Consider the following 20,067-nt stretch of genomic DNA (forward strand, 5'->3'; position numbering starts at 1 on the left):
TGGCGCTGAAGGGCTAAAGTTTCTTAATGAAACGGCTCTCAACGGCAATAGAAAAGTCTTCGCTATCCGACAGTATAAACTGAATCGTTGAAACTGGAGAGCTAAGATTATCGGGCTTGACGCCAAGGCTTAGTGGGAAGCTGAGTACTTCACCTGGCTCGACTTTTACGGTCTGATTACCGTACCACGAAACATCAGTAAGGCCTTCAACATCAAGGCGATATTGTTGTTGTTGTTGGGTTTTATTGATGATCTTGAGCGTATAGGTGTTTTCGATTTCACCTGAGCCATTGACTCTAAAGAGCTGGCTTCGGTCACGAAGTACACTCAGGCCTGCCGGATCGACACTGGCGACCTGAACAAAGAACAGACCAATCATAACCAGCAGCACGGCGCCATACCCCAATAATTTAGGCCGAGCGACCTTGGTGTGTTTGCCTGACAGGCGGTGTTCTGTGGTGTAGCTAATCAGGCCTTTTTCATAGCCCATACGTTCCATGGTGTTGTCACACGCATCGATACAGGCACCGCAGTTGATGCATTCGTATTGCAAGCCGTCACGAATATCGATACCGGTTGGGCAGACCTGCACACACAAGTCACAATCGATACAGTCACCTAGGCCGAGGGCTTTCGGGTCGGCTTTGCGAGAGCGTGGACCACGGGTCTCTCCGCGTTTGGCATTGTAGCCCACAATAAAGGTATCTTTATCGAACATCGCCGACTGGAAGCGAGCATATGGACACATGTGGATACACACAATTGAACGCATCCAACCCGCATTGGCGTAGGTACAGCCAGCAAAGAACAGTACCCAAAATACAGGCCAAAAGCTTGCGTTAAAGCTAAAGAAGTCCACGACGAGTTCTTTCACTGGCACAAAATAACCGACAAAGGTGAAGCCCGTTGCTAGGGCGATCCCCCACCAGGCTAAATGTTTGATGGCCTTACGCATCGCGATGTTGGCGGTGAGCTTACCAGAATCTTGCTTACGCCGTTTATTGGCGCTGCCTTCAAGCTTCTCTTCAAACCAGATGTACATAAAGGTCCAGACGGTTTGAGGGCACAAGTAGCCACACCAGACACGGCCTAAAAATGTGGTGAGAAAGAATAAGCCAAACGCTGCGATCATAAACAGCAGCGCGAGTAAGGTCAGATCTTGTGGATAAAGTGTGGTGCCGAAAAAGTTAAATTGTTGGTTGCCGATATCGAGCAAAATTGCTTGGCGCTCACCATATGGAATCCATGGCACCATGGCAAACATAACCAATAGGAACCAGCCACCATAACGGCGCAGTTTTTGGAACACCCCTTTACTTTCGCGAACATAGATTCGATTGCTCGGGTTAAACCTGTCCCCTTTGGTTTTATGGGTTTTGGGGTTGAAGGTTTTGGGAGTCACATCTTTGATATCAATTTTATCCCGACTCATTGCGCTTCCTTTTAGGGCTAAACGGTAAATTGGCGAGATTTCTGTTGTTCTCGCTCGAAATTATGATGACGTACTATTTTAGTCAATGCTAATGGGCGGCGATTATATACCCGATAACAATTTCATTTCTTTAAGGCTATCAACCTTTAACAACAAAGTGCACAACAGTTCTATAAATAAATCACCTAACAGTTTGGCTATTGATAAAAATTTGGCACAAAAAAAGCGACGCACAGCCGCTTATTGTTAATACGTTTTTGTTTAGTCGATAAGACCACGGGCACGCAGAATAGCGGTTTTAAAATCGTCTTCTTGATCTTTCTTTAAGCCGGGAATCATCTCTTCTTTGCTGCTGTTACGCATTTTGAGGTGGTAGATCAGAACATCGTCGGTGAGGTCTTCGAGTTGACCTTGGTAGCCCGCTTCTTGGCTAAGTTGGACGATAAATTGCAGTAGGTTCATCTGTTGGTCTTTCTGCCATTCTGGCTCAAGCAATGCTAGCAGTTCTTCAATACGGTGACACTTCATTGGCTTTCTCCACACTCTTTATAATGATTTTACAGTAAAGGTATCAAATCGAGTAAATGAAGGTAAGAAAAAAGCGCAGAGATACCTGCGCTTTTTAATTATGCTGCTTGAACAACTTTAGCTGGTGCTGAAGCCATGACGGCGGTTCTCTCAACCAAAGTCATTGCAGGAGCAGATTTTTTTGCCATCGGAGCGGCAACAAAGCCACTACGACGACGCATCGCACTACGGTTAGTGTGCGAAAACCTGACGGCTGTTGGGCGCATTAAGTTACCTAACTTGTCAGGCATATCCATTGCCAATGTAATGACCTGATTAACTATGAGTTGATCTTCATCGCTGAAGTTTGGCTCTTTCTGGCTTACGCCAATCCAAATAATCAATCAGGGTTATCGATATGCATGCATATCATAATTAGATTAGCACTAACAGTTTGTCTGGTCGATAAATAATCGATTGCAATCCACTACAATTATGTGAACAAGCCACTAGTCGTGATACGGTGATGCAGATTAGTATGGAGAATATTAGAGTGTCTCGTTGATGCCATGGAGGTAGTTATGTCGTTATTTAAAAAAACCTTGGCGAGTTTTGGGATTGGTAGTGCAAAAGTTGACTCAGTATTGCAGCAAGAAGTGTTGTATCCAGGACAGAAGGTCAATATCACCATTCATGTTTACGGAGGGGCGACAGAGCAAGAGATTGACAATATCGATCTGAAGCTTTACTGCCGCTATATCAAAGAGGTACCCGCCGATCACGATAAGGATAAACACACGGCTGGGCGGATGCGCCGCGTTGCCGAAAGTTATGTGCTGGCCGAGTGGTCCTTGCCTTATGCGTTTACGATCAACCCTGGTGAGGAGCGTGACTTTGACATCGAAATTGATGTGCCTTGGAATACTCCAGTCACGGTCGGTGACTCGAAAGTGTGGCTTGAGACTGGCTTAGACATCGCAATGGCCAAAGATCCAACCGATAAAGATATTTTAACCGTCAGGCCCGATGCGCTGTTAGACGGTATTTTTACCGCGTTGGAAGAACAAGGTTTGCGCATTCGTCAGGTCGAATGTGAAGAGGTCGATGGCTTTTCATTGCCTTTTGTTCAAGAGTTCGAATTTGTCCCGACCACCGGACCATTCCATGGCCGCTGGCGTGAGCTAGAAGTGGTCGCCTATCGGACCGATGATGAGTTACAGATGTGGTTTGAAATCGATCGTCATCGCGAGGGAGCCAGAGGCATGTTGGCGAGCTTATTAGGTATTGGCCAACTTAAACGCCAGTTAGCGATTCCATTACACACTTCTGCGCAAGAAGCGGGTCAGTTAGTGGTCGAATATTTAGACCAACACTCTTAAACGAAAAGCAATATTTTCAGCTTACAAGTGTAAGCTTAATGTGCCATACTCTTGAGTAATTATTCCAATAGTGACTCGGAGTATGGTGTCTATGCCTGCCAATCAAGCCGCTCAATACAGCACAAAAGAAGAGTTCGCCAATACCTTAACTCATGCGCTCGGCATGGTGCTGAGTATTGTCGGCTTAGTGTTGTTGTTGATGAAGTCGATTCAACAAGATGCCGATGCATTAACCGTGACCAGTATGACGGTTTACGGGGTGAGCATGATTGTGCTGTTTCTGGCGTCGACTTTATATCATGCGATTCCGCATCAAAAAGCCAAACGGGCGCTGAAAACATTCGACCATTGCGCTATTTATCTGTTGATTGCGGGGAGTTATACGCCATTTCTGTTAATTAGCCTGCGCACGCCGTTAGCGATGGGCTTGATGGCCGTGATTTGGGCGATTGCCTTATTCGGTATTATCATGAAGCTAGCTTTTGTCTATCGGTTTAAAAAGCTCTCGTTGGCCACGTATCTCATCATGGGGTGGTTATCACTGATTGTGATTTATCAGTTGGCGATGAACTTAGCCATCGGCGGGTTGACTCTGCTCGCTGCGGGAGGCGTGATTTACTCACTGGGGGTGATTTTCTATGTCGCTAAGCGCATCCCCTTCAATCATGCAATTTGGCACGGTTTTGTGTTGGCCGGCTGCGCTTGCCATTTTTTTGCCATTTATCTTTACGTGACACCCGTTTAACGCGTTTCAACGACGCCAAAAGGCGGGGAAGAAAAGGACCAGTAGCGTCAGGATCTCAAGCCTGCCCATCAGCATACCTAAACTGAGCAACCATTTTGCCGCATCTGGCAGAGGAGCAAAGTTCCCTGTCGGACCAATCACAGCGCCCATTCCAGGGCCGACATTCGCCACAGCAGTAATTGAACCTGAGATACTAGTGATAGGGTCTAACCCCATCGCGCTTAATCCACCAGCAATGACAATAATCGTGATGAAAAACGTCAGGCCAAAAGCGATCACAGAGCGGATAATGTCATCATTGACCGGACGTTGATTGTAACGCTGAACAAACACACCGGAGGGGTGGACAAGTTTCATCATTTGCTTGTTGAGTAGTGTGAACGCAATTTGAAAGCGAAACACCTTAATCCCCCCAGAGGTTGAGCCGGAACAAGCCCCTGCCATCATTAAGAAGGCAAACAAGGTGGTTGGCAGAGCGCCCCAAGCGGTGAAGTCTTCTAAGCCAAACCCGGTTGTGGTCACCACAGAAACAATATTGAACATAGAGACGCGCAACGCATCGAGTATGGCGTAGCCATCACGAATGACTAGCCATGAGGCAATGATCAAACTACTGGTCAAAAATAGATAGGTAAATCCCCGTACTTGCGCGTCATTAACCAGTTGTTTGAGCCGACGTTTACGTATTGCCGCGACGAACAGTAAAAACGGCAGACCACCCAAAAACATAAACAGGGTAGCAACCCAGTGCGCGCCATTGGAAAAGTGGTTCATTGAACCATCAGAGGTCGAATAACCGCCTGTCGATAGGGTCGTAAACGAGTGGTTGATGGCTTCGAACAGATTCATGCCTGTCATCAGGTAGCCAATCAAACATAACCCAGTTAGCACAAGGTAAACGGCGACGATGTTTTTGGCGACCGTCTTCGCTCTTGGGCTGCTCTTGTCTGACCAATCGGATGATTCGGTATGGAACAGTTTCATACCGCCGACGTTAAGCATTGGCAGTACCGCCACCGCCATAACAATAAAGCCAATCCCACCTAACCACTGTAAAATTGAACGCCACAGCAGGATACTCGGTGCCATATTGTCTAAACCGCTAAGTACGGTTGAGCCAGTCGTGGTAATGCCCGACATGGTCTCAAAGTAAGCATCGGTGAAGCTGATATGATTGATGAAGACAAAGGGCAACGCAGCGAACGCACTGGCAATTGTCCAGACCAAGCTAGTGATAAGGAACATGTCCCGTACACTGAGCTTGAATGTTCTAGTGCGGCCAATGGTTAAGCAGATAAAAGCGGCAAGATGGGTGATCAGTACCGCTTGGCCAAACTCCAGAAAACCAGATGTCCCAGTAATAAAAGCGACCAAGGTTGGTACGTACATAAATAGGGCGAGCTTAGAGAGCACTAACCCTATCACGAACAGTACCGGACGAAAGTTAACCATATTACCGCCTTAAAGGAAGAACGGACTCGGCTGGAACAGGGATTCGACGTCAGGTACGTACTTTTTGTCGACTAAGAACATCACCACGTGGTCATCTTGTTCAATCACGGTACGATCGTGGGCGATCAGCACCTCTTCACCACGCACAATCGCGCCGATGGTAGTACCCGGTGGCAATTTAATGTCGCCAATGGCGCGACCAACCACTTTCGAGGTGGTTTCATCGCCGTGGGCAATTGCTTCGATAGCTTCTGCGGCGCCGCGGCGCAGTGATGACACGTTAACGATATCGGCACGACGCACGTGAGTAAGCAGGGCTGAAATGGTCGCTTGTTGTGGTGAGATCGCCACGTCAATCACGCCGCCTTGTACGAGGTCAACATAAGCGCCGCGCTGGATCAGCACCATCACCTTCTTGGCTCCCATGCGCTTAGCGAGCATGGCCGACATGATGTTGGTTTCATCTTCATTGGTCAGGGCGATAAACACATCCACCTGATCGATGTTCTCTTCCGCAAGCAGTTCTTGGTCTGCGGCATCGCCACAAAAGACGATGGTATTTTCGAGCTCTTCGGAGAGTTTTTCTGCACGCTGATAGCTACGCTCAATCAATTTAACACTGTAAGAGTGTTCGAGACGGCGTGCGAGACTGGCACCGATGTTACCTCCGCCGACAATCATAATGCGGCGATAGGGTTTTTCTAAGCGTTGTAGTTCGCTCATAACGGAGCGAATGTGGTTGCTGGCGGCGACGAAGAACACTTCATCATCGGCTTCAATGACAGTCGTGCCTTGTGGTCTGATAGGGCGACCTTGGCGGAAAATCGCCGCAACACGGGTATCAATATGCGGCATATGTTCGCGCAGCGCAGAGAGTGCGTTGCCGACCAATGGGCCGCCATAATACGCTTTAACCGCAACTAGACTGACTTTTTGCTCGGCAAAGCTCACCACTTGCAATGCCCCAGGATATTGAATTAGGCGTTCAATATAGCTAGTGACTAGCTCTTCAGGGGCAATCAGGTGATCAACGGGTACCGCCCCAGATTGGAACAGAGCCTCTTTTTCAGACAAATACTGCGGTGAGCGAATTCGAGCGATTCGGTTTGGGGTGTTAAACAGAGAAAACGCCACTTGGCATGCTGCCATGTTGGTCTCATCCATATTGGTTACCGCGACTAGCATGTCGGCATCTTGGGCCCCCGCTTCGCGCAGAACATCGGGATGGCTGGCGTGACCATTAACCACTCGTAAATCATACTTATCTTGTAGTTCACGCAGACGATTGCTGTCTTGATCGACTATGGTGATGTCGTTGTTTTCACCAACGAGGTTTTCTGCCAGTGTGCCGCCAACTTGTCCTGCACCAAGGATGATGATTTTCATACGTTTATCTCGTTTAACAACTTTAAAGGCGGCAGATTAGCTGCCGCCGATACGGTTACGCTTGCTTAGTTAGGACGGCATAATAGAAGCCATCCATATCCTCTTCTCCAGGTAATATTTGACGTCCTGGGTTATCGATTTGTGAGCCTTGCAGTTGAGCATCACGGGTTCGGGCTAAAAATGCTTTCACTTGTTCGGCGTTTTCTTGTGGTGTGATTGAGCAAGTCGCATAAACCAAGGTACCACCAGGCTTAAGCTGTTGCCACATCGCATCGAGGATTTCGCTTTGTAACTCAGCTAAAGCATCAATATCGCTGGCGCGACGTAACCACTTGATATCAGGGTGACGACGAATAACGCCAGTTGCTGAACAGGGCGCATCAAGTAGGATGCGATCAAACTTCTCACCTTGCCACCACTCATGAGGGTGGCGCGCATCGCCACATATCACATCCGCGCGTAATTGTAGGCGCTCAAGGTTATCGTAAACACGATCCAGACGTTTGGCGTCATAGTCAATCGCCACCACTTCAGTGTCTTCAGTATGCTCTAGGATGTGGGCAGTTTTACCACCTGGAGCGGCGCAGCAATCTAAGATGAGTTCGCCGTTTTGCGGCTGCAAGTAGTTGACTGACAACTGCGCGGCGGCATCTTGTACCGACACCCAACCGCGACTAAAACCTGGCAGTAAAGTGACATCACAGGGTGAAGCCAATTTTATGGCATCTTCAGCTTGGGGATGGAGGCTGTATTCAATGTTTTCATTATTCAGCAGTTCAAGGTATTCATCGCGAGTATGGTGCTGGCGGTTTACACGTAACCACATTGGAGCCTTGCTGTTATTGGCATCAACCAACTGCTCCCACTGATCTGGGTAGCTCTCTTGCAGCATTTTTAACAGCCAATTTGGATGGCCATACTTACCTGCGTTGTGGCTGACGGCTTGTTCATCCAATGCTTCTTGATCACGCAAGTAGCTGCGCAGTACAGCGTTAATTAAACCTCGCAAGCTAGGACCACGCAAGGTTTTGGTGCCTTCGACGGTTTCGGCGACTGCGGCGTGAGCTGGAATACGCATAAAGCTTAATTGATAAATGCCGACCAAAATCAAGTGGTGGAAAACTCGCTTTTTGCCTTTTAGAGGGTTGTCCATCAGCTCGTTGGCAATTGACTCTAAGCGTGGTAGGTAGCGTAAAGCACCATAACAGATCTCTTGGAGCAGAGCGTGATCGCGAGGTTTGATGGTCTTTTGCGCGGCCGGGAGTGCGTGTGACAGAGATTGGCCTTTATCGACCACTTGAAACAGGACGTTAGCTGCTGCTGCGCGAACATTCATGTTGAATACCTTAAATAAAGGGAGGGTGTCTCCACCCTCAAAATGTACGTTTCCCTAGAGGGAATAGAAAGTTAAATCAGTTGGGTGCCAACGGCAAACCAGCTTGAACGTGAGTTCAGAATATCTTGAACTGGCATGGCTTTTTTGCCAGGAACCTGCAGTTGTTGTAACACTAAAACCCCGTTACCGGTGGCGACGTAGATGCCCGTTTTATCTGCTTGAATAATGGTGCCAGCAGGTTGTTCGATACTTTGCTCGGCGACTTGGCTTTTCCATACTTTAACGCTGTTGTCGGCAACGTCAAAATGACTCATTGGCCAAGGGTTGAATGCTCGAACACAGCGCTCAATGTGCCGCGCGTCATCTTGCCAATTAATGCGCGCTTCTTCTTTGCTGAGCTTCTTGGCGTAGTTAGCGAGCTCGTCATCTTGCTTGTGTGCGACAGCGGTCCCTTGTGCAATCTCAGTTAAGCATTCAACTAAGGCGCTTGGCCCTAGCTGCGCGAGCTTTTCGTACATCGATGCACTGGTATCATTGGCTTCAATGGGTAACGTGGCAATTTTTAGCATGTCGCCAGTATCGAGGCCAATGTCCATCTGCATGATGGTGACGCCAGTCTCGGTGTCTCCCGCCCAAATTGAGCGTTGAATCGGTGCCGCACCGCGCCAGCGAGGCAGAATCGAACCGTGGACATTAATGCAGCCGAGTCTTGGTGTATCAAGTACCGCTTGAGGTAGAAGTAAGCCGTAAGCAACCACCACCATCAGATCCGCATTCAGATCAGCCAGCTCTTGCTTTGCTTGGTCTGATTTGAAGTTTTCTGGCTGATAAACCGCAATACCATGCTCAACAGCGATATTTTTAACTGGGCTTGCAGTGAGTTTTTTACCTCGTCCTGCCGGACGATCGGGTTGGGTGTAAACCGCAATAATCTCGTGCTCCGAAGACAACAACGCCGCCAAGTGACGGGCGGCGAAATCCGGAGTACCAGCAAAAACAATTTTTAAAGGTTTGCTCAAGGTACCTTCCTTCTATAGGTTAGCGGTTAAGCTTATGCGTTCTTCTCATTGAAGCGCTTAATCTTCGCGAGCTTATCTTGGATACGCTTGCGTTTTAGAGGCGAAAGGTAATCAACAAATAGTTTGCCTTCTAAGTGATCAAGCTCGTGCTGAACACAGATCGCTAATAAATCATCCGCTTCAAAGGTGAACTCTTCACCATCACGGTTAAGGGCTTTCACTGTTACTTCTGCCGCGCGAGGAACAAGCGCACGCGCACCAGGAACAGAGAGACAGCCTTCTTCAATGCCATCTTCACCGCGTTTATCTAGAATCTCGGGGTTGATCAGAACCATCGGCTGATCGCGAGTTTCAGAAACATCGATAACCACGATGCGTTGGTGAACATCGACTTGGGTTGCTGCCAGGCCAATACCTTCTTCGTCGTACATGGTTTCAATCATGTCGTCGACGAACTTTTGAATCTCAGGTGTGACTTTCTCTACCGGCTTTGCCACGGTGCGAAGGCGGTCATCTGGGATTGTTAATACTTGTAATACAGACATATACACTCGAAATGTTGAACTGTGCCGAATCAGGATAAACCTCGTTGGCTCAATTCTAGACATTTTACGCTTCAAATGACAGCATCAATACGATTTTTGGAGCGCTTCTCTTTCTCATTCGATGCCACTTTACGTGCTGTAGAGCGGTCAATCGGCGATTTTAAAGCAGACCAACTGGCCACATTAACCTTGGCGTTCGTAGCGTACGCCAAACATCGGTGACGAGAACGATATGTTTGACCAACAACTCAGTGCATGGCTAGCGCTCTACTTCACCCCCGGCATTGGCCCTAAATCTTTTGCTAAGTTAATCGCTCGCGATGCGCCGCTCAATATCGTCAATGCCTCGGCGCAGTCGATGCAAGCGCTTGGGTTAAATGCGGCGCAAATTCAATTTTTAAAGCATCAAGCGCACACTCAAGTTGAACAATGCCTTGAGTGGCAAAGCGCGGACACCAATCAACACATAGTGACGCTTGATGATGTTCGATATCCTGATCTACTTCGCCAAGCCGCTTCTGTACCAGCAGTGCTCTTTGTTAAAGGTGATCCTAGCGCGCTGGCACTGCCGCAAATTGCGATAGTCGGTAGCCGCAATGCCAGTGTGGATGCGCTTAACAGTGCGCGCGACTTTGCGGTCCGTTTAGTTGAGCATCAGTTAGCCGTGACCAGTGGCTTGGCGTTGGGCGCTGATGGCTATGCACACGATGGTGCGCTACAAGCCGGGGGCGTGACGCTTGCGGTGCTAGGTTGCGGGTTACAAAGTGTTTATCCTGCGCGTCATCGCGACTTAGCGCAGCGAATCGTTGCTGGTGGTGGATCATTGGTTTCTGAGTTTCATCCTACCGCTAAGCCTAAAGCGGATCATTTCCCGCGTCGTAATCGTATTATTAGTGGTCTCTCGCTGGGGGTATTGGTGGTAGAGGCGGCGCAAAAGAGCGGCTCATTGATTACCGCTCGCTATGCCCTTGAGCAAGGGCGAGAAGTTTTTGCCTTGCCAGGTTCAATTCACAACACGCAAGCCTTGGGTTGTAACTTATTGATTAAACAAGGCGCGTGCTTGGTTATGACGGTTGAAGATATCCTCAATGAAGTTAACTCACTGCTTGATTGGACCAATCAAACGCATAGACAGATTCAGCCGCCACTGTTTGAGGAAATAGAAGCTAAACAACAATTGCCATTTGCTTCACTGTTAGCTAACGTAGGAAGTAAGGCTACACCAGTTGATATTCTTGCAAGCAGGACCAATATACCTGTACAAGAAGTCATGATGCAGCTCTTGGAGCTTGAGCTCGAAGGGCATGTTGTTGCAGTTTCCGGTGGCTATATTCGTAATGAGAGGGGCTAGCTATGATGATGGATATCCTAATGTATCTATTCGAGACTTACATCCATAGCGATGCAGAGTTACAAGTCAATCAAGATGAACTCGAGGAAGAGTTGCTTCGGGCAGGGTTTCATCAAAAAGACATTTATAAAGCCCTTGTTTGGCTAGAAGAGCTAGCAGCACTGCAGCAAAGTGAAACTCACTCTGCGATCTCAGTGTGCAATGCCTCCAATTCAACTCGTATCTATACGGCGAAAGAGTGTGAGCGTCTGAGCTTAGAGTGTCGTGGCTTTTTGACCTTCCTTGAGCAGGTTAATGTACTGACCACTGAAACACGTGAAATGGTCATTGATCGTATCATGGGGTTAGAGACCGATGATTTTGAGCTTGACGATTTAAAGTGGATTGTCTTGATGGTGCTGTTTAACGTGCCGGGCAACGAGAACGCCTACACGCTTATGGAAGAGCTGTTGTATACCAAGGAACAAGGTATTCTTCACTAAACCTTGTTGAGTGGTTATGAGCAACAAAATTGATCAGCAGCTGTTTTCAGCTCACGAACATGCGTTAGAACACCAAGCTTGCCCTAAGTGCCAAACTGAGCAGCGACAGGGCGAGTTGCACTTGCGTCACGGTAAACATGGTCCATTTCTTGGTTGTGACCAATACCCAAATTGTGACTACATTAAACCATTACACCAAAATGATGGTCATATCATCAAAGAGTTGGGCGTTGCTTGTCCGGCGTGTGGTAATGAATTGGTGCTGCGTCAAGGGCGTTATGGGATGTTTATTGGCTGCAGTCATTACCCTGAGTGTCATCACATTGAGTCTATTGATCAACCCAAACAGCAACAAGCGCCACAAGCTCATACTTGTCCCGAGTGTCAGCAAGGGCAGTTAGTCGAGCGTAAAACGCGTTTTGGCAAAGTGTTCTATGCTTGCGACAATTACCCTAAGTGTAAGTTTGCCGTGAATCAGCCGCCAGTTGCAGGGCAGTGTGAAAAGTGTGGTTTTCCGCTTTTGATTGAGAAGAAGTTGGCCAGTGGTGAGAAATTGCAGTGTGCGAGCCGAAAGTGCCACCACACTCAAACATCATAAAAAATGGCGCTGTCCGCGCCATTTGTGTTTATTGAGGTTTATTCGCTAAAGTTGGCCGCGAATTCATGCACCGCAGGAAACGCGTGTTTATCCAATATTTGCGCAAGCTTACACAGCTTGCGTTGCAGCTCGCCGTTATAGTCTCCGCACACATTGATGTGTCCCATTTTCCGTCCAGCGCGCTTTTCTTTGCCGTACCAATGAATATGACAGCCCCCGATAGCCAGAACTTGCGGTGGTAGGGTGTCTTCTCCCAAAATGTTGATCATTGCTGTGGAGCGAATCAATTTTGTGCTACCTAAAGGTAAGCCACACACTGCGCGCAAGTGATTCTCAAACTGGCAGGTTTCCGCGCCCTGCTGAGTCCAGTGGCCAGAGTTATGGACGCGTGGGGCAATCTCATTGACCAGCAACGTGCCATCCACATCGAAGAACTCAAGTGCTAATACGCCTACGTACTCAAGGCTATTTGCTACCGCAGTAAACATCTGTTTGGCTTGCTGTTGCAATTCGATGTCGGCAATCGCCGTGGATAAGGTCAGTACGCCGTTGGTATGAACGTTTTCTGCTAATGGGTACACCGCCACACTGCCATCTTTGCCGCGCGCGCCGACCAGTGAGACTTCTCGGTCAAAAGGAACGAACTCTTCAGCAACAATCGCTTGTGTGTCAGTTGCTGCAATACACTGCTCCATTTCATGCCAGATTGCCTCGATCTGATCGCGCTGTTTCAAGCGCCACTGACCTTTGCCGTCGTAACCGCCAAGCGCGCTTTTCAGCACCATGGGCAGGCCGACGTGTTCAATCGCGTCATCAAAATCTTGGCGAGAGGTGATGACATAATAGTTGGCATTACGTACTCCGGCCTTATCTAACAAGGCTTTTTCGAGTCGACGATCGCCACCGGCTTTAATCGCGTCGGCTGAAGGGAGAAACTTACCGCTTTGCTGACAAATGGCCAAGATATCGTGAGCAATGTGTTCGAATTCAGCCGTAATCACATCCGCTCGCTCAATCGCATTGTGCAGGCCATTGCCTATCACACTTTGCGTTAATGGATGAACGATATTGCCACTATCGACATCATAGGCCGAAATTTCAATATTAAGGGGCGCACCAGCTAAAGACATCATGCGTGCGAGTTGGCCAGCGCCTAATACTAAAACGTGCATCGACTTAGTCCTCGGCTGGGTTTGGGTTAGCAAGAACCGTATCGGTTTGTTCACGGCGGAAGGCTTCGACTTTGGCCATCACCTCCTCATCGTGCGTGCCGATGATTTGTGCGGCCAAAATGCCTGCGTTTGCTGCGCCCGCTTCGCCGATAGCTAATGTACCGACAGCAATGCCTTTTGGCATTTGTACAATCGAAAGGAGTGAATCCATACCTTTAAGTGCGCGAGATTGAACCGGAACGCCGAGCACTGGCAAACTGGTAAAAGCAGCACACATTCCCGGTAAGTGCGCTGCGCCACCGGCACCAGCAATGATCACTTTCAATCCGCGCTGTTTGGCGCTGTTCGCGTAGTCTGCAAGGAGTTGAGGAGTGCGGTGCGCCGATACCACTTTAGTTTCGTACTCAATGCCAAAGGTATCGAGCATTTCTGCTGCTAATTTCATGGTTGGCCAATCTGATTTCGAACCCATGATGATCCCGACTTTCATCTCAAACTCCTTCAAAGCTGCTTAGATATGGTGAGCAATTGGTTTGAGCGCATTATACGGGGATTTTTTACTGAAGCAAACGTTTGCGCGTGGTTTGCTATCCGCAAGCGTACACTTGGGCCAAATTAGCTTTCGTCATCGATAGGGATTATTTGTACACTACGGATAAATCGTGGCGGTAGGAGTCTTGGGTTGGATAATTTTAATCAAGCGTTACACGCACTGCGCAGCGGTGAGGTCATTGCCTATCCGACCGAAGGTGTGTTTGGGGTTGGGTGCGATCCTGATAATCCGCAGGCGATAAACAAGCTGCTCCAACTTAAGCAAAGGCCGGTCGAAAAGGGGCTAATCTTAATTGCGGCTGACTATCAACAACTCAAGCCGTATATTGACGAAACACAGCTAACGCCTGCGCAGTTGCAGCAAGTTAAACAGAGTTGGCCAGGTGCGATTACTTGGATAATGCCAAGCAGCGCGAAAGTGTCACCTTGGGTGTGTGGTCAGTTTGACTCTGTGGCGGTGCGTGTGACGGATCATCCTTTAGTACAAAAGATGTGTAATGCGTTTGCAAAGCCGTTAACCTCTACCAGCGCGAATTTGTCTGGCCAGTCACCGTGCCTTACCAGCCAGCAAGTCAGGCAGCAATTAGGTCACCAATTGGCGGCGGTGCTTGACGGGCAAACGGGTGGTCGCGAAAAACCGAGTGAAATACGCGATGCTCGAACCTCACAAGTATTAAGACAGGGTTAACCCTGCAGTAGTAAAGGAAGTCGTATGTCAGCGATAGATAAACAAGCGGTTAAACAGTTCCTGATTGAACTGCAAGACTCTATATGTCACCAGCTTGAGCAAGCGGATGGTCAGGCTAAGTTCGTCGAAGATGCTTGGCAGCGTGAACCGGGAGAAAAACTCGGAGGGGGAGGTCGTACGCGCGTGATGACCGCGGGTAAAGTCTTTGAGCAAGGCGGGGTTAACTTCTCGCATGTTGCGGGAAAAGAGATGCCCGCTTCAGCGACAGCGCATCGCCCAGAACTTGCAGGTCGCCGCTTTGAAGCGATGGGGGTTTCTTTGGTCATGCACCCTAATAATCCTTATGTGCCCACTTCCCATGCCAATGTGCGTTTCTTTATCGCCGAAAAAGAGGGTGAGGAACCTATTTGGTGGTTTGGTGGTGGTTTTGATTTAACGCCATTCTACCCGTTCGAAGAAGATGCTCAATTCTGGCATGACACGGCAAAACAAGTGTGTGCGCCTTTTGGTGATAATGTTTATGCCGAACACAAAGCTTGGTGTGATCGTTATTTCTATCTACCACATCGTGATGAGACTCGTGGTGTTGGTGGGCTGTTCTTTGATGACCTTAATCAGTGGGAGTTTGAGCAGTGTTTCGCTTACATTAAAGCTGTCGGGGAAGGTTTTACCCAAGCTTATGTACCGATTGTCGAGCGTCGCAAGCAGATGGAATATGGTCAACGTGAACGTCAGTTCCAACTCTATCGCCGTGGCCGCTATGTTGAGTTTAACCTAGTGTTTGACCGTGGCACGTTATTTGGCCTGCAAAGTGGCGGAAGAACTGAATCGATCTTGATGTCGATGCCGCCATTGGCGCGTTGGGAATATGGGCATCAAGTTGAACAGAACTCTCCTGAAGCACAATTGTACGATCACTACCTCAAGCCGAGAGAGTGGTAACACTTTCTTCCTTATATAGATAGTGATAGGGTCAATGTTCGCATTGACCTTTTTAATTTTATGCTAGGTAAGGGTATGACTCAGCAACTAGATCGTTACGTGGTTTTTGGAAATCCTATCTCACAAAGCAAATCGCCGTTTATTCATACTCTATTTGCTCGCCAGACAAATCAGTCACTCAACTACACCGCAGCATGTCCGGATAAAAACGCCTTTATCCCTGCTGTCTCTGCGTTTTTTTCCCAAGGGGGGAAAGGGTGTAATGTGACGGTCCCCTTTAAAGAAGAAGCTTATCAGTTTGCTACTCGACTAACAGAGCGTGCTCAATTAGCGGGCGCGGTCAATACTTTGAAAAAACTCGATGATGGCGAAATCTTGGGCGATAACACCGATGGGGAAGGGTTGGTACAAGATTTGTTGCAATATCAGGTCAGCTTAAAAGGGGCTCGAATATTGTTGATTGGCGCTGGTGGTGCCGCGCGTGGGGTGATTAAGCCGCTATTAGATCAACACCCGCAACAAATTGTGATAACTAATCGTACCCATGGTAAAGCGGTGCAACTGGCCGACATGTTTGCGCTATATGGACCGATAACGGCATTGCCGATGGATCAGATAGATGAGAGTTTTGATGTGATTATTAACTCGACCTCATCGAGCTTATCTAAACAGTTGCCAGAAATTGCACCGAGCATCTTTTCGCCGTCTAGCGTGGTCTATGACATGATGTATGGCTCCGGGCAGACAACGTTCAATCAATGGGCTCATCAACATGGTGTTACTACGGCGTATGATGGGCTGGGTATGTTAGTCGGTCAAGCGGCCGAAAGTTTCATGTTATGGCGTGGATTAAGGCCTGGAGCCAAACAGATTCTTCGAGAGCTACGTAAAAATCTAGAAGGGATGTAAGCGTGAATCAATCTATCCTATTTCCTGATATACAAACTTGGCATGCCGAGAGCGAAGTGATGACATTTCCGGCTCAACAATCTGGCGCATTGATTGAGTGTATCGTCACGAAGGGTGAGCTAGAGAAGTTATCGGATCAGGTCATCGCTGATGAGCAGCAAGCTCTAAGGATATTTAATCAATATCGCTTTGATCTCGAAGAGCTTGCCGAAGGGCTAATAGAAGACGAAGAATTCAATCATCATGGCCAAATAGAGATCGCTAGTTAAGTACTTCGACGTGGTTTAAGTAGTCTTCTTTATTCTGGACGTAATTATCAGCGGATTTTTGCAAGAAAGCTCGTTCTTGATCATTTAATGGCCGAGCTTGTTTAACTGGGCTACCGACATAAAGGTAGCCACTCTCAAGTACCTTTCCTGGTGGAACCAGACTGCCAGCACCAATCATGACCTCTTCTTCTATAACAGCAGCATCGAGAACGATCGCTCCCATACCAACCAACACACGATCCTTGATAATACAGCCGTGCAACATAACTTTGTGACCGATGGTGACATCATTACCAATAATCAGTGGATAGCCTTGTGGGTTGGCATGGTTTTTATGGGTTACATGCAGCACAGTGCCATCTTGAACATTGGTCCGTTGACCGATATGGATATGATTGACATCTCCTCTTGCCGCGACCAATGGCCAAATGCTTGAATCGTCGCCGATCTTAATGTCGCCGACTAAAACAGAGCTCGAATCTATATAGACGCGTTGGCCGATTTGGGGCTTTATACCTTTATAACTACGTAAAGCGCTCATTTTATCTCCTTATACCAAGGGAAATTCACCCATTTGGATACAGTTTAGTGCTGAAAATAGGTCGTTTTGAATAGAAAATACTCAAACGATAAAAAAATCAAAAAAAACGCAAAAAAGGACTTGCCAATGTGATGGCGATCTCTATAATGCCCCCTCGCTGACACGGGAACGCTTCGAAAGAAACGAATTACCGATTAGCAAGGTCATCTAGCCAAGTGGAAACGCTTGAAAAAAGTTTGAAAAAAGTGGTTGACACTAAACTTTATATCGCTAAAATGACCGCCTCTTCCGAAGTGACGTAAGTCACAAAGAAGAACGCTCTTTAACAATATAAACCTATCAATCTGTGTGGGCACTCGTTGATGATAATCCAATAGGTTATTGCTTAGGCAATGACAGTTTCTTCGGAAACACATTGGGTTCAATGAACTGAGTGACCAATACGAATAGCTACGTGTAGCTATTTGGCACAGTCAATTCATTATCATTCTGTTGGAATGATAATAGCTTTAAAATTACCGTTTACTTTCGAGTAAGCGCAGTTTTGAAGTCAGTATTCATTGAGCCGAAAAAACTTAAATTGAAGAGTTTGATCATGGCTCAGATTGAACGCTGGCGGCAGGCCTAACACATGCAAGTCGAGCGGAAACGACAACATTGACCCTTCGGGTGATTTGTTGGGCGTCGAGCGGCGGACGGGTGAGTAATGCCTGGGAAATTGCCCTGATGTGGGGGATAACCATTGGAAACGATGGCTAATACCGCATGATGCCTACGGGCCAAAGAGGGGGACCTTCGGGCCTCTCGCGTCAGGATATGCCCAGGTGGGATTAGCTAGTTGGTGAGGTAATGGCTCACCAAGGCGACGATCCCTAGCTGGTCTGAGAGGATGATCAGCCACACTGGAACTGAGACACGGTCCAGACTCCTACGGGAGGCAGCAGTGGGGAATATTGCACAATGGGCGCAAGCCTGATGCAGCCATGCCGCGTGTATGAAGAAGGCCTTCGGGTTGTAAAGTACTTTCAGTCGTGAGGAAGGGGGTATCGTTAATAGCGGTATTCTTTGACGTTAGCGACAGAAGAAGCACCGGCTAACTCCGTGCCAGCAGCCGCGGTAATACGGAGGGTGCGAGCGTTAATCGGAATTACTGGGCGTAAAGCGCATGCAGGTGGTTCGTTAAGTCAGATGTGAAAGCCCGGGGCTCAACCTCGGAATAGCATTTGAAACTGGCGGACTAGAGTACTGTAGAGGGGGGTAGAATTTCAGGTGTAGCGGTGAAATGCGTAGAGATCTGAAGGAATACCAGTGGCGAAGGCGGCCCCCTGGACAGATACTGACACTCAGATGCGAAAGCGTGGGGAGCAAACAGGATTAGATACCCTGGTAGTCCACGCCGTAAACGATGTCTACTTGGAGGTTGTGGCCTTGAGCCGTGGCTTTCGGAGCTAACGCGTTAAGTAGACCGCCTGGGGAGTACGGTCGCAAGATTAAAACTCAAATGAATTGACGGGGGCCCGCACAAGCGGTGGAGCATGTGGTTTAATTCGATGCAACGCGAAGAACCTTACCTACTCTTGACATCTACAGAAGCCAGCGGAGACGCAGGTGTGCCTTCGGGAACTGTAAGACAGGTGCTGCATGGCTGTCGTCAGCTCGTGTTGTGAAATGTTGGGTTAAGTCCCGCAACGAGCGCAACCCTTATCCTTGTTTGCCAGCGAGTAATGTCGGGAACTCCAGGGAGACTGCCGGTGATAAACCGGAGGAAGGTGGGGACGACGTCAAGTCATCATGGCCCTTACGAGTAGGGCTACACACGTGCTACAATGGCGCATACAGAGGGCGGCGAGACAGCGATGTTAAGCGAATCCCAAAAAGTGCGTCGTAGTCCGGATTGGAGTCTGCAACTCGACTCCATGAAGTCGGAATCGCTAGTAATCGTGGATCAGAATGCCACGGTGAATACGTTCCCGGGCCTTGTACACACCGCCCGTCACACCATGGGAGTGGGCTGCAAAAGAAGTAGGTAGTTTAACCTTCGGGAGAACGCTTACCACTTTGTGGTTCATGACTGGGGTGAAGTCGTAACAAGGTAGCCCTAGGGGAACCTGGGGCTGGATCACCTCCTTATACGATGATTACTCACGATGAGTGTCCACACAGATTGATGGTTTATGTAGTTTAAGAGATAGAGCACCCCCCAAGGTGTTCAACTTAGTGTCCCGTTCGTCTAGAGGCCTAGGACACCGCCCTTTCACGGCGGTAACAGGGGTTCGACTCCCCTACGGGATACCATTGGGTCGTTAGCTCAGTTGGTAGAGCAGTTGACTTTTAATCAATTGGTCGCAGGTTCGAATCCTGCACGACCCACCATTTCCTCCCGCGGAAATGCTTACTTTAGGTAAGAAAACAATGTGGGCGATTAGCTCAGTTGGGAGAGCACCTGCCTTACAAGCAGGGGGTCACTGGTTCGAGCCCGGTATCGCCCACCATTCTCTAAATGTTTTTGGATTTGAATTTCCAAACCACTTCAGTAAAACGGGTGTGGTTAGAATTTTCGACCGTCTAAGAATCTTTAGAAAATGTTTTCTTCGGCTACGCAGTAGCAAAGAACTCATGCTCTTTAACAATTTGGAAAGCTGACGAACAACGACTGTGATTAGTTGTTGTTCAATAAAAGTTCTCAAATCCTAACTTACTTTGAAATAGAGGTGAATTAGGTACCAACACACATTCAAGTGTTCTTGGAAACAGCACAATAC

At 48.2% G+C, this 20,067-nt stretch carries 20 protein-coding genes, 3 tRNA genes and 1 rRNA gene; 13 read left to right on the top strand and 11 right to left on the bottom strand.

Going from position 1 to position 20,067, the window contains the following annotated elements:
* Positions 1–13: 13 nt before the first annotated feature.
* The 3 genes from ccoG to ViNHUV68_RS00130 all read right to left on the bottom strand — a co-directional run bounded on the left by ccoG (position 14) and on the right by ViNHUV68_RS00130 (position 2,343).
* Positions 14–1,432: a cytochrome c oxidase accessory protein CcoG gene (ccoG, locus tag ViNHUV68_RS00120; protein ID WP_391088736.1), complete on the bottom strand. Its 1,419-nt coding sequence runs from the start codon at positions 1,430–1,432 to the stop codon at positions 14–16.
* A 261-nt stretch (positions 1,433–1,693) separates the two neighbouring features.
* Positions 1,694–1,960, bottom strand: a complete 267-nt coding sequence (locus ViNHUV68_RS00125) for a YihD family protein (RefSeq protein WP_038175837.1) — start codon at positions 1,958–1,960, stop codon at positions 1,694–1,696.
* A 98-nt stretch (positions 1,961–2,058) separates the two neighbouring features.
* Entirely contained in the window at positions 2,059–2,343 is a 285-nt protein-coding gene (locus tag ViNHUV68_RS00130; protein WP_038175838.1) for a hypothetical protein, read from the bottom strand.
* Positions 2,344–2,520: 177 nt separating this feature from the next.
* Between ViNHUV68_RS00130 and ViNHUV68_RS00135 the strand changes: the two genes are divergently transcribed.
* Together ViNHUV68_RS00135 and ViNHUV68_RS00140 are read left to right on the top strand one after the other, a co-directional pair.
* Complete coding sequence (locus tag ViNHUV68_RS00135; RefSeq protein WP_391088738.1) at positions 2,521–3,318, top strand: sporulation protein; 798 nt, start codon at positions 2,521–2,523, stop codon at positions 3,316–3,318.
* A gap of 91 nt (positions 3,319–3,409) precedes the next feature.
* Complete coding sequence (locus ViNHUV68_RS00140; protein ID WP_391088740.1) at positions 3,410–4,063, top strand: hemolysin III family protein; 654 nt, start codon at positions 3,410–3,412, stop codon at positions 4,061–4,063.
* A 6-nt stretch (positions 4,064–4,069) separates the two neighbouring features.
* On the opposite strand, the gene ViNHUV68_RS00145 is transcribed toward ViNHUV68_RS00140, so the two are convergent.
* The 5 genes from ViNHUV68_RS00145 to def all read right to left on the bottom strand — a co-directional run bounded on the left by ViNHUV68_RS00145 (position 4,070) and on the right by def (position 9,801).
* A complete protein-coding gene (locus ViNHUV68_RS00145) occupies positions 4,070–5,515 on the bottom strand; it encodes a TrkH family potassium uptake protein (protein WP_391088742.1) in 1,446 nt (481 codons plus the stop codon).
* Positions 5,516–5,524: 9 nt separating this feature from the next.
* Positions 5,525–6,901, bottom strand: coding sequence for a Trk system potassium transporter TrkA (trkA, locus tag ViNHUV68_RS00150; protein WP_038175845.1), 1,377 nt, complete (start codon positions 6,899–6,901; stop codon positions 5,525–5,527).
* Between the two features lie 55 nt (positions 6,902–6,956).
* The gene (rsmB, locus tag ViNHUV68_RS00155) at positions 6,957–8,237 is read right to left on the bottom strand and encodes a 16S rRNA (cytosine(967)-C(5))-methyltransferase RsmB (RefSeq protein WP_391088744.1); all 1,281 of its coding nucleotides are present in this window, start codon (positions 8,235–8,237) and stop codon (positions 6,957–6,959) included.
* Positions 8,238–8,308: 71 nt separating this feature from the next.
* Positions 8,309–9,256 carry a methionyl-tRNA formyltransferase gene (fmt, locus tag ViNHUV68_RS00160; protein WP_391088746.1) on the bottom strand — a complete coding sequence of 316 codons (948 nt, stop codon included), beginning with the start codon at positions 9,254–9,256 and terminating at the stop codon, positions 8,309–8,311.
* 32 nt (positions 9,257–9,288) lie between these two features.
* Positions 9,289–9,801, bottom strand: coding sequence for a peptide deformylase (gene def / locus ViNHUV68_RS00165; RefSeq protein WP_038175850.1), 513 nt, complete (start codon positions 9,799–9,801; stop codon positions 9,289–9,291).
* 232 nt (positions 9,802–10,033) lie between these two features.
* Here def and dprA point away from each other — a divergent pair, with 232 nt between their 5' ends.
* The 3 genes from dprA to ViNHUV68_RS00180 are packed head-to-tail and all read left to right on the top strand — an operon-like array spanning position 10,034 to position 12,232.
* Entirely contained in the window at positions 10,034–11,152 is a 1,119-nt protein-coding gene (gene dprA / locus ViNHUV68_RS00170) for a DNA-processing protein DprA (RefSeq protein WP_391088750.1), read from the top strand.
* Positions 11,153–11,154: 2 nt separating this feature from the next.
* Positions 11,155–11,634 carry a DUF494 family protein gene (locus tag ViNHUV68_RS00175; protein WP_038175854.1) on the top strand — a complete coding sequence of 160 codons (480 nt, stop codon included), beginning with the start codon at positions 11,155–11,157 and terminating at the stop codon, positions 11,632–11,634.
* A gap of 16 nt (positions 11,635–11,650) precedes the next feature.
* Positions 11,651–12,232: a type I DNA topoisomerase gene (locus ViNHUV68_RS00180; RefSeq protein WP_038175855.1), complete on the top strand. Its 582-nt coding sequence runs from the start codon at positions 11,651–11,653 to the stop codon at positions 12,230–12,232.
* Positions 12,233–12,270: 38 nt separating this feature from the next.
* On the opposite strand, the gene ViNHUV68_RS00185 is transcribed toward ViNHUV68_RS00180, so the two are convergent.
* Positions 12,271–13,404, bottom strand: coding sequence for a 5-(carboxyamino)imidazole ribonucleotide synthase (locus ViNHUV68_RS00185; protein ID WP_391088752.1), 1,134 nt, complete (start codon positions 13,402–13,404; stop codon positions 12,271–12,273).
* Between the two features lie 4 nt (positions 13,405–13,408).
* Entirely contained in the window at positions 13,409–13,894 is a 486-nt protein-coding gene (gene purE, locus ViNHUV68_RS00190; RefSeq protein WP_391088756.1) for a 5-(carboxyamino)imidazole ribonucleotide mutase, read from the bottom strand.
* 192 nt (positions 13,895–14,086) lie between these two features.
* On the opposite strand from purE, the gene ViNHUV68_RS00195 reads away from it, so the two are divergent.
* The 4 genes from ViNHUV68_RS00195 (at position 14,087) to ViNHUV68_RS00210 (ending at position 16,764) form a co-directional block, all read left to right on the top strand.
* Positions 14,087–14,644 (top strand): L-threonylcarbamoyladenylate synthase, encoded by a 558-nt coding sequence (locus ViNHUV68_RS00195; protein ID WP_391088758.1) that lies wholly within the window; start codon positions 14,087–14,089, stop codon positions 14,642–14,644.
* A 24-nt stretch (positions 14,645–14,668) separates the two neighbouring features.
* Positions 14,669–15,586: an oxygen-dependent coproporphyrinogen oxidase gene (gene hemF / locus ViNHUV68_RS00200; RefSeq protein ID WP_038175862.1), complete on the top strand. Its 918-nt coding sequence runs from the start codon at positions 14,669–14,671 to the stop codon at positions 15,584–15,586.
* A gap of 75 nt (positions 15,587–15,661) precedes the next feature.
* Positions 15,662–16,495 carry a shikimate dehydrogenase gene (gene aroE / locus ViNHUV68_RS00205; protein WP_391088760.1) on the top strand — a complete coding sequence of 278 codons (834 nt, stop codon included), beginning with the start codon at positions 15,662–15,664 and terminating at the stop codon, positions 16,493–16,495.
* A 2-nt stretch (positions 16,496–16,497) separates the two neighbouring features.
* Positions 16,498–16,764 (top strand): DUF1488 domain-containing protein, encoded by a 267-nt coding sequence (locus ViNHUV68_RS00210; protein WP_038175867.1) that lies wholly within the window; start codon positions 16,498–16,500, stop codon positions 16,762–16,764.
* On the opposite strand, the gene ViNHUV68_RS00215 is transcribed toward ViNHUV68_RS00210, so the two are convergent.
* On the bottom strand, positions 16,757–17,305 hold the full coding sequence (locus ViNHUV68_RS00215) for a gamma carbonic anhydrase family protein (protein ID WP_038175869.1): 549 nt from the start codon (positions 17,303–17,305) through the stop codon (positions 16,757–16,759). The genes ViNHUV68_RS00210 and ViNHUV68_RS00215 overlap by 8 nt on opposite strands.
* A gap of 577 nt (positions 17,306–17,882) precedes the next feature.
* Here ViNHUV68_RS00215 and ViNHUV68_RS00220 point away from each other — a divergent pair.
* The 4 genes from ViNHUV68_RS00220 (at position 17,883) to ViNHUV68_RS00235 (ending at position 19,797) form a co-directional block, all read left to right on the top strand.
* Positions 17,883–19,435 (top strand): 16S ribosomal RNA (locus ViNHUV68_RS00220).
* Between the two features lie 89 nt (positions 19,436–19,524).
* Positions 19,525–19,600: transfer RNA gene (locus ViNHUV68_RS00225), tRNA-Glu, on the top strand.
* A 2-nt stretch (positions 19,601–19,602) separates the two neighbouring features.
* Positions 19,603–19,678: transfer RNA gene (locus ViNHUV68_RS00230), tRNA-Lys, on the top strand.
* A gap of 43 nt (positions 19,679–19,721) precedes the next feature.
* A tRNA-Val gene (locus ViNHUV68_RS00235) sits at positions 19,722–19,797 on the top strand.
* Positions 19,798–20,067: the final 270 nt, after the last annotated feature.

Source organism: Vibrio sp. NH-UV-68 (assembly GCF_042940635.1).
Classification (GTDB): Bacteria; Pseudomonadota; Gammaproteobacteria; order Enterobacterales; family Vibrionaceae; genus Vibrio; species Vibrio pacinii.

Bases quoted from the DNA above. Each gene is read 5' to 3' on its own strand.
- ccoG (WP_391088736.1), bottom strand. From the start codon at position 1,432: ATGAGTCGGGATAAAATTGATATCAAAGATGTGACTCCCAAAACCTTC.
- ViNHUV68_RS00125 (WP_038175837.1), bottom strand. From the start codon at position 1,960: ATGAAGTGTCACCGTATTGAAGAACTGCTAGCATTGCTTGAGCCAGAA.
- ViNHUV68_RS00135 (WP_391088738.1), top strand. From the start codon at position 2,521: ATGTCGTTATTTAAAAAAACCTTGGCGAGTTTTGGGATTGGTAGTGCA.
- ViNHUV68_RS00140 (WP_391088740.1), top strand. From the start codon at position 3,410: ATGCCTGCCAATCAAGCCGCTCAATACAGCACAAAAGAAGAGTTCGCC.
- ViNHUV68_RS00145 (WP_391088742.1), bottom strand. From the start codon at position 5,515: ATGGTTAACTTTCGTCCGGTACTGTTCGTGATAGGGTTAGTGCTCTCT.
- trkA (WP_038175845.1), bottom strand. From the start codon at position 6,901: ATGAAAATCATCATCCTTGGTGCAGGACAAGTTGGCGGCACACTGGCA.
- rsmB (WP_391088744.1), bottom strand. From the start codon at position 8,237: ATGAATGTTCGCGCAGCAGCAGCTAACGTCCTGTTTCAAGTGGTCGAT.
- def (WP_038175850.1), bottom strand. From the start codon at position 9,801: ATGTCTGTATTACAAGTATTAACAATCCCAGATGACCGCCTTCGCACC.
- dprA (WP_391088750.1), top strand. From the start codon at position 10,034: ATGTTTGACCAACAACTCAGTGCATGGCTAGCGCTCTACTTCACCCCC.
- ViNHUV68_RS00175 (WP_038175854.1), top strand. From the start codon at position 11,155: ATGATGATGGATATCCTAATGTATCTATTCGAGACTTACATCCATAGC.
- ViNHUV68_RS00180 (WP_038175855.1), top strand. From the start codon at position 11,651: ATGAGCAACAAAATTGATCAGCAGCTGTTTTCAGCTCACGAACATGCG.
- ViNHUV68_RS00185 (WP_391088752.1), bottom strand. From the start codon at position 13,404: ATGCACGTTTTAGTATTAGGCGCTGGCCAACTCGCACGCATGATGTCT.
- purE (WP_391088756.1), bottom strand. From the start codon at position 13,894: ATGAAAGTCGGGATCATCATGGGTTCGAAATCAGATTGGCCAACCATG.
- hemF (WP_038175862.1), top strand. From the start codon at position 14,669: ATGTCAGCGATAGATAAACAAGCGGTTAAACAGTTCCTGATTGAACTG.
- aroE (WP_391088760.1), top strand. From the start codon at position 15,662: ATGACTCAGCAACTAGATCGTTACGTGGTTTTTGGAAATCCTATCTCA.
- ViNHUV68_RS00215 (WP_038175869.1), bottom strand. From the start codon at position 17,305: ATGAGCGCTTTACGTAGTTATAAAGGTATAAAGCCCCAAATCGGCCAA.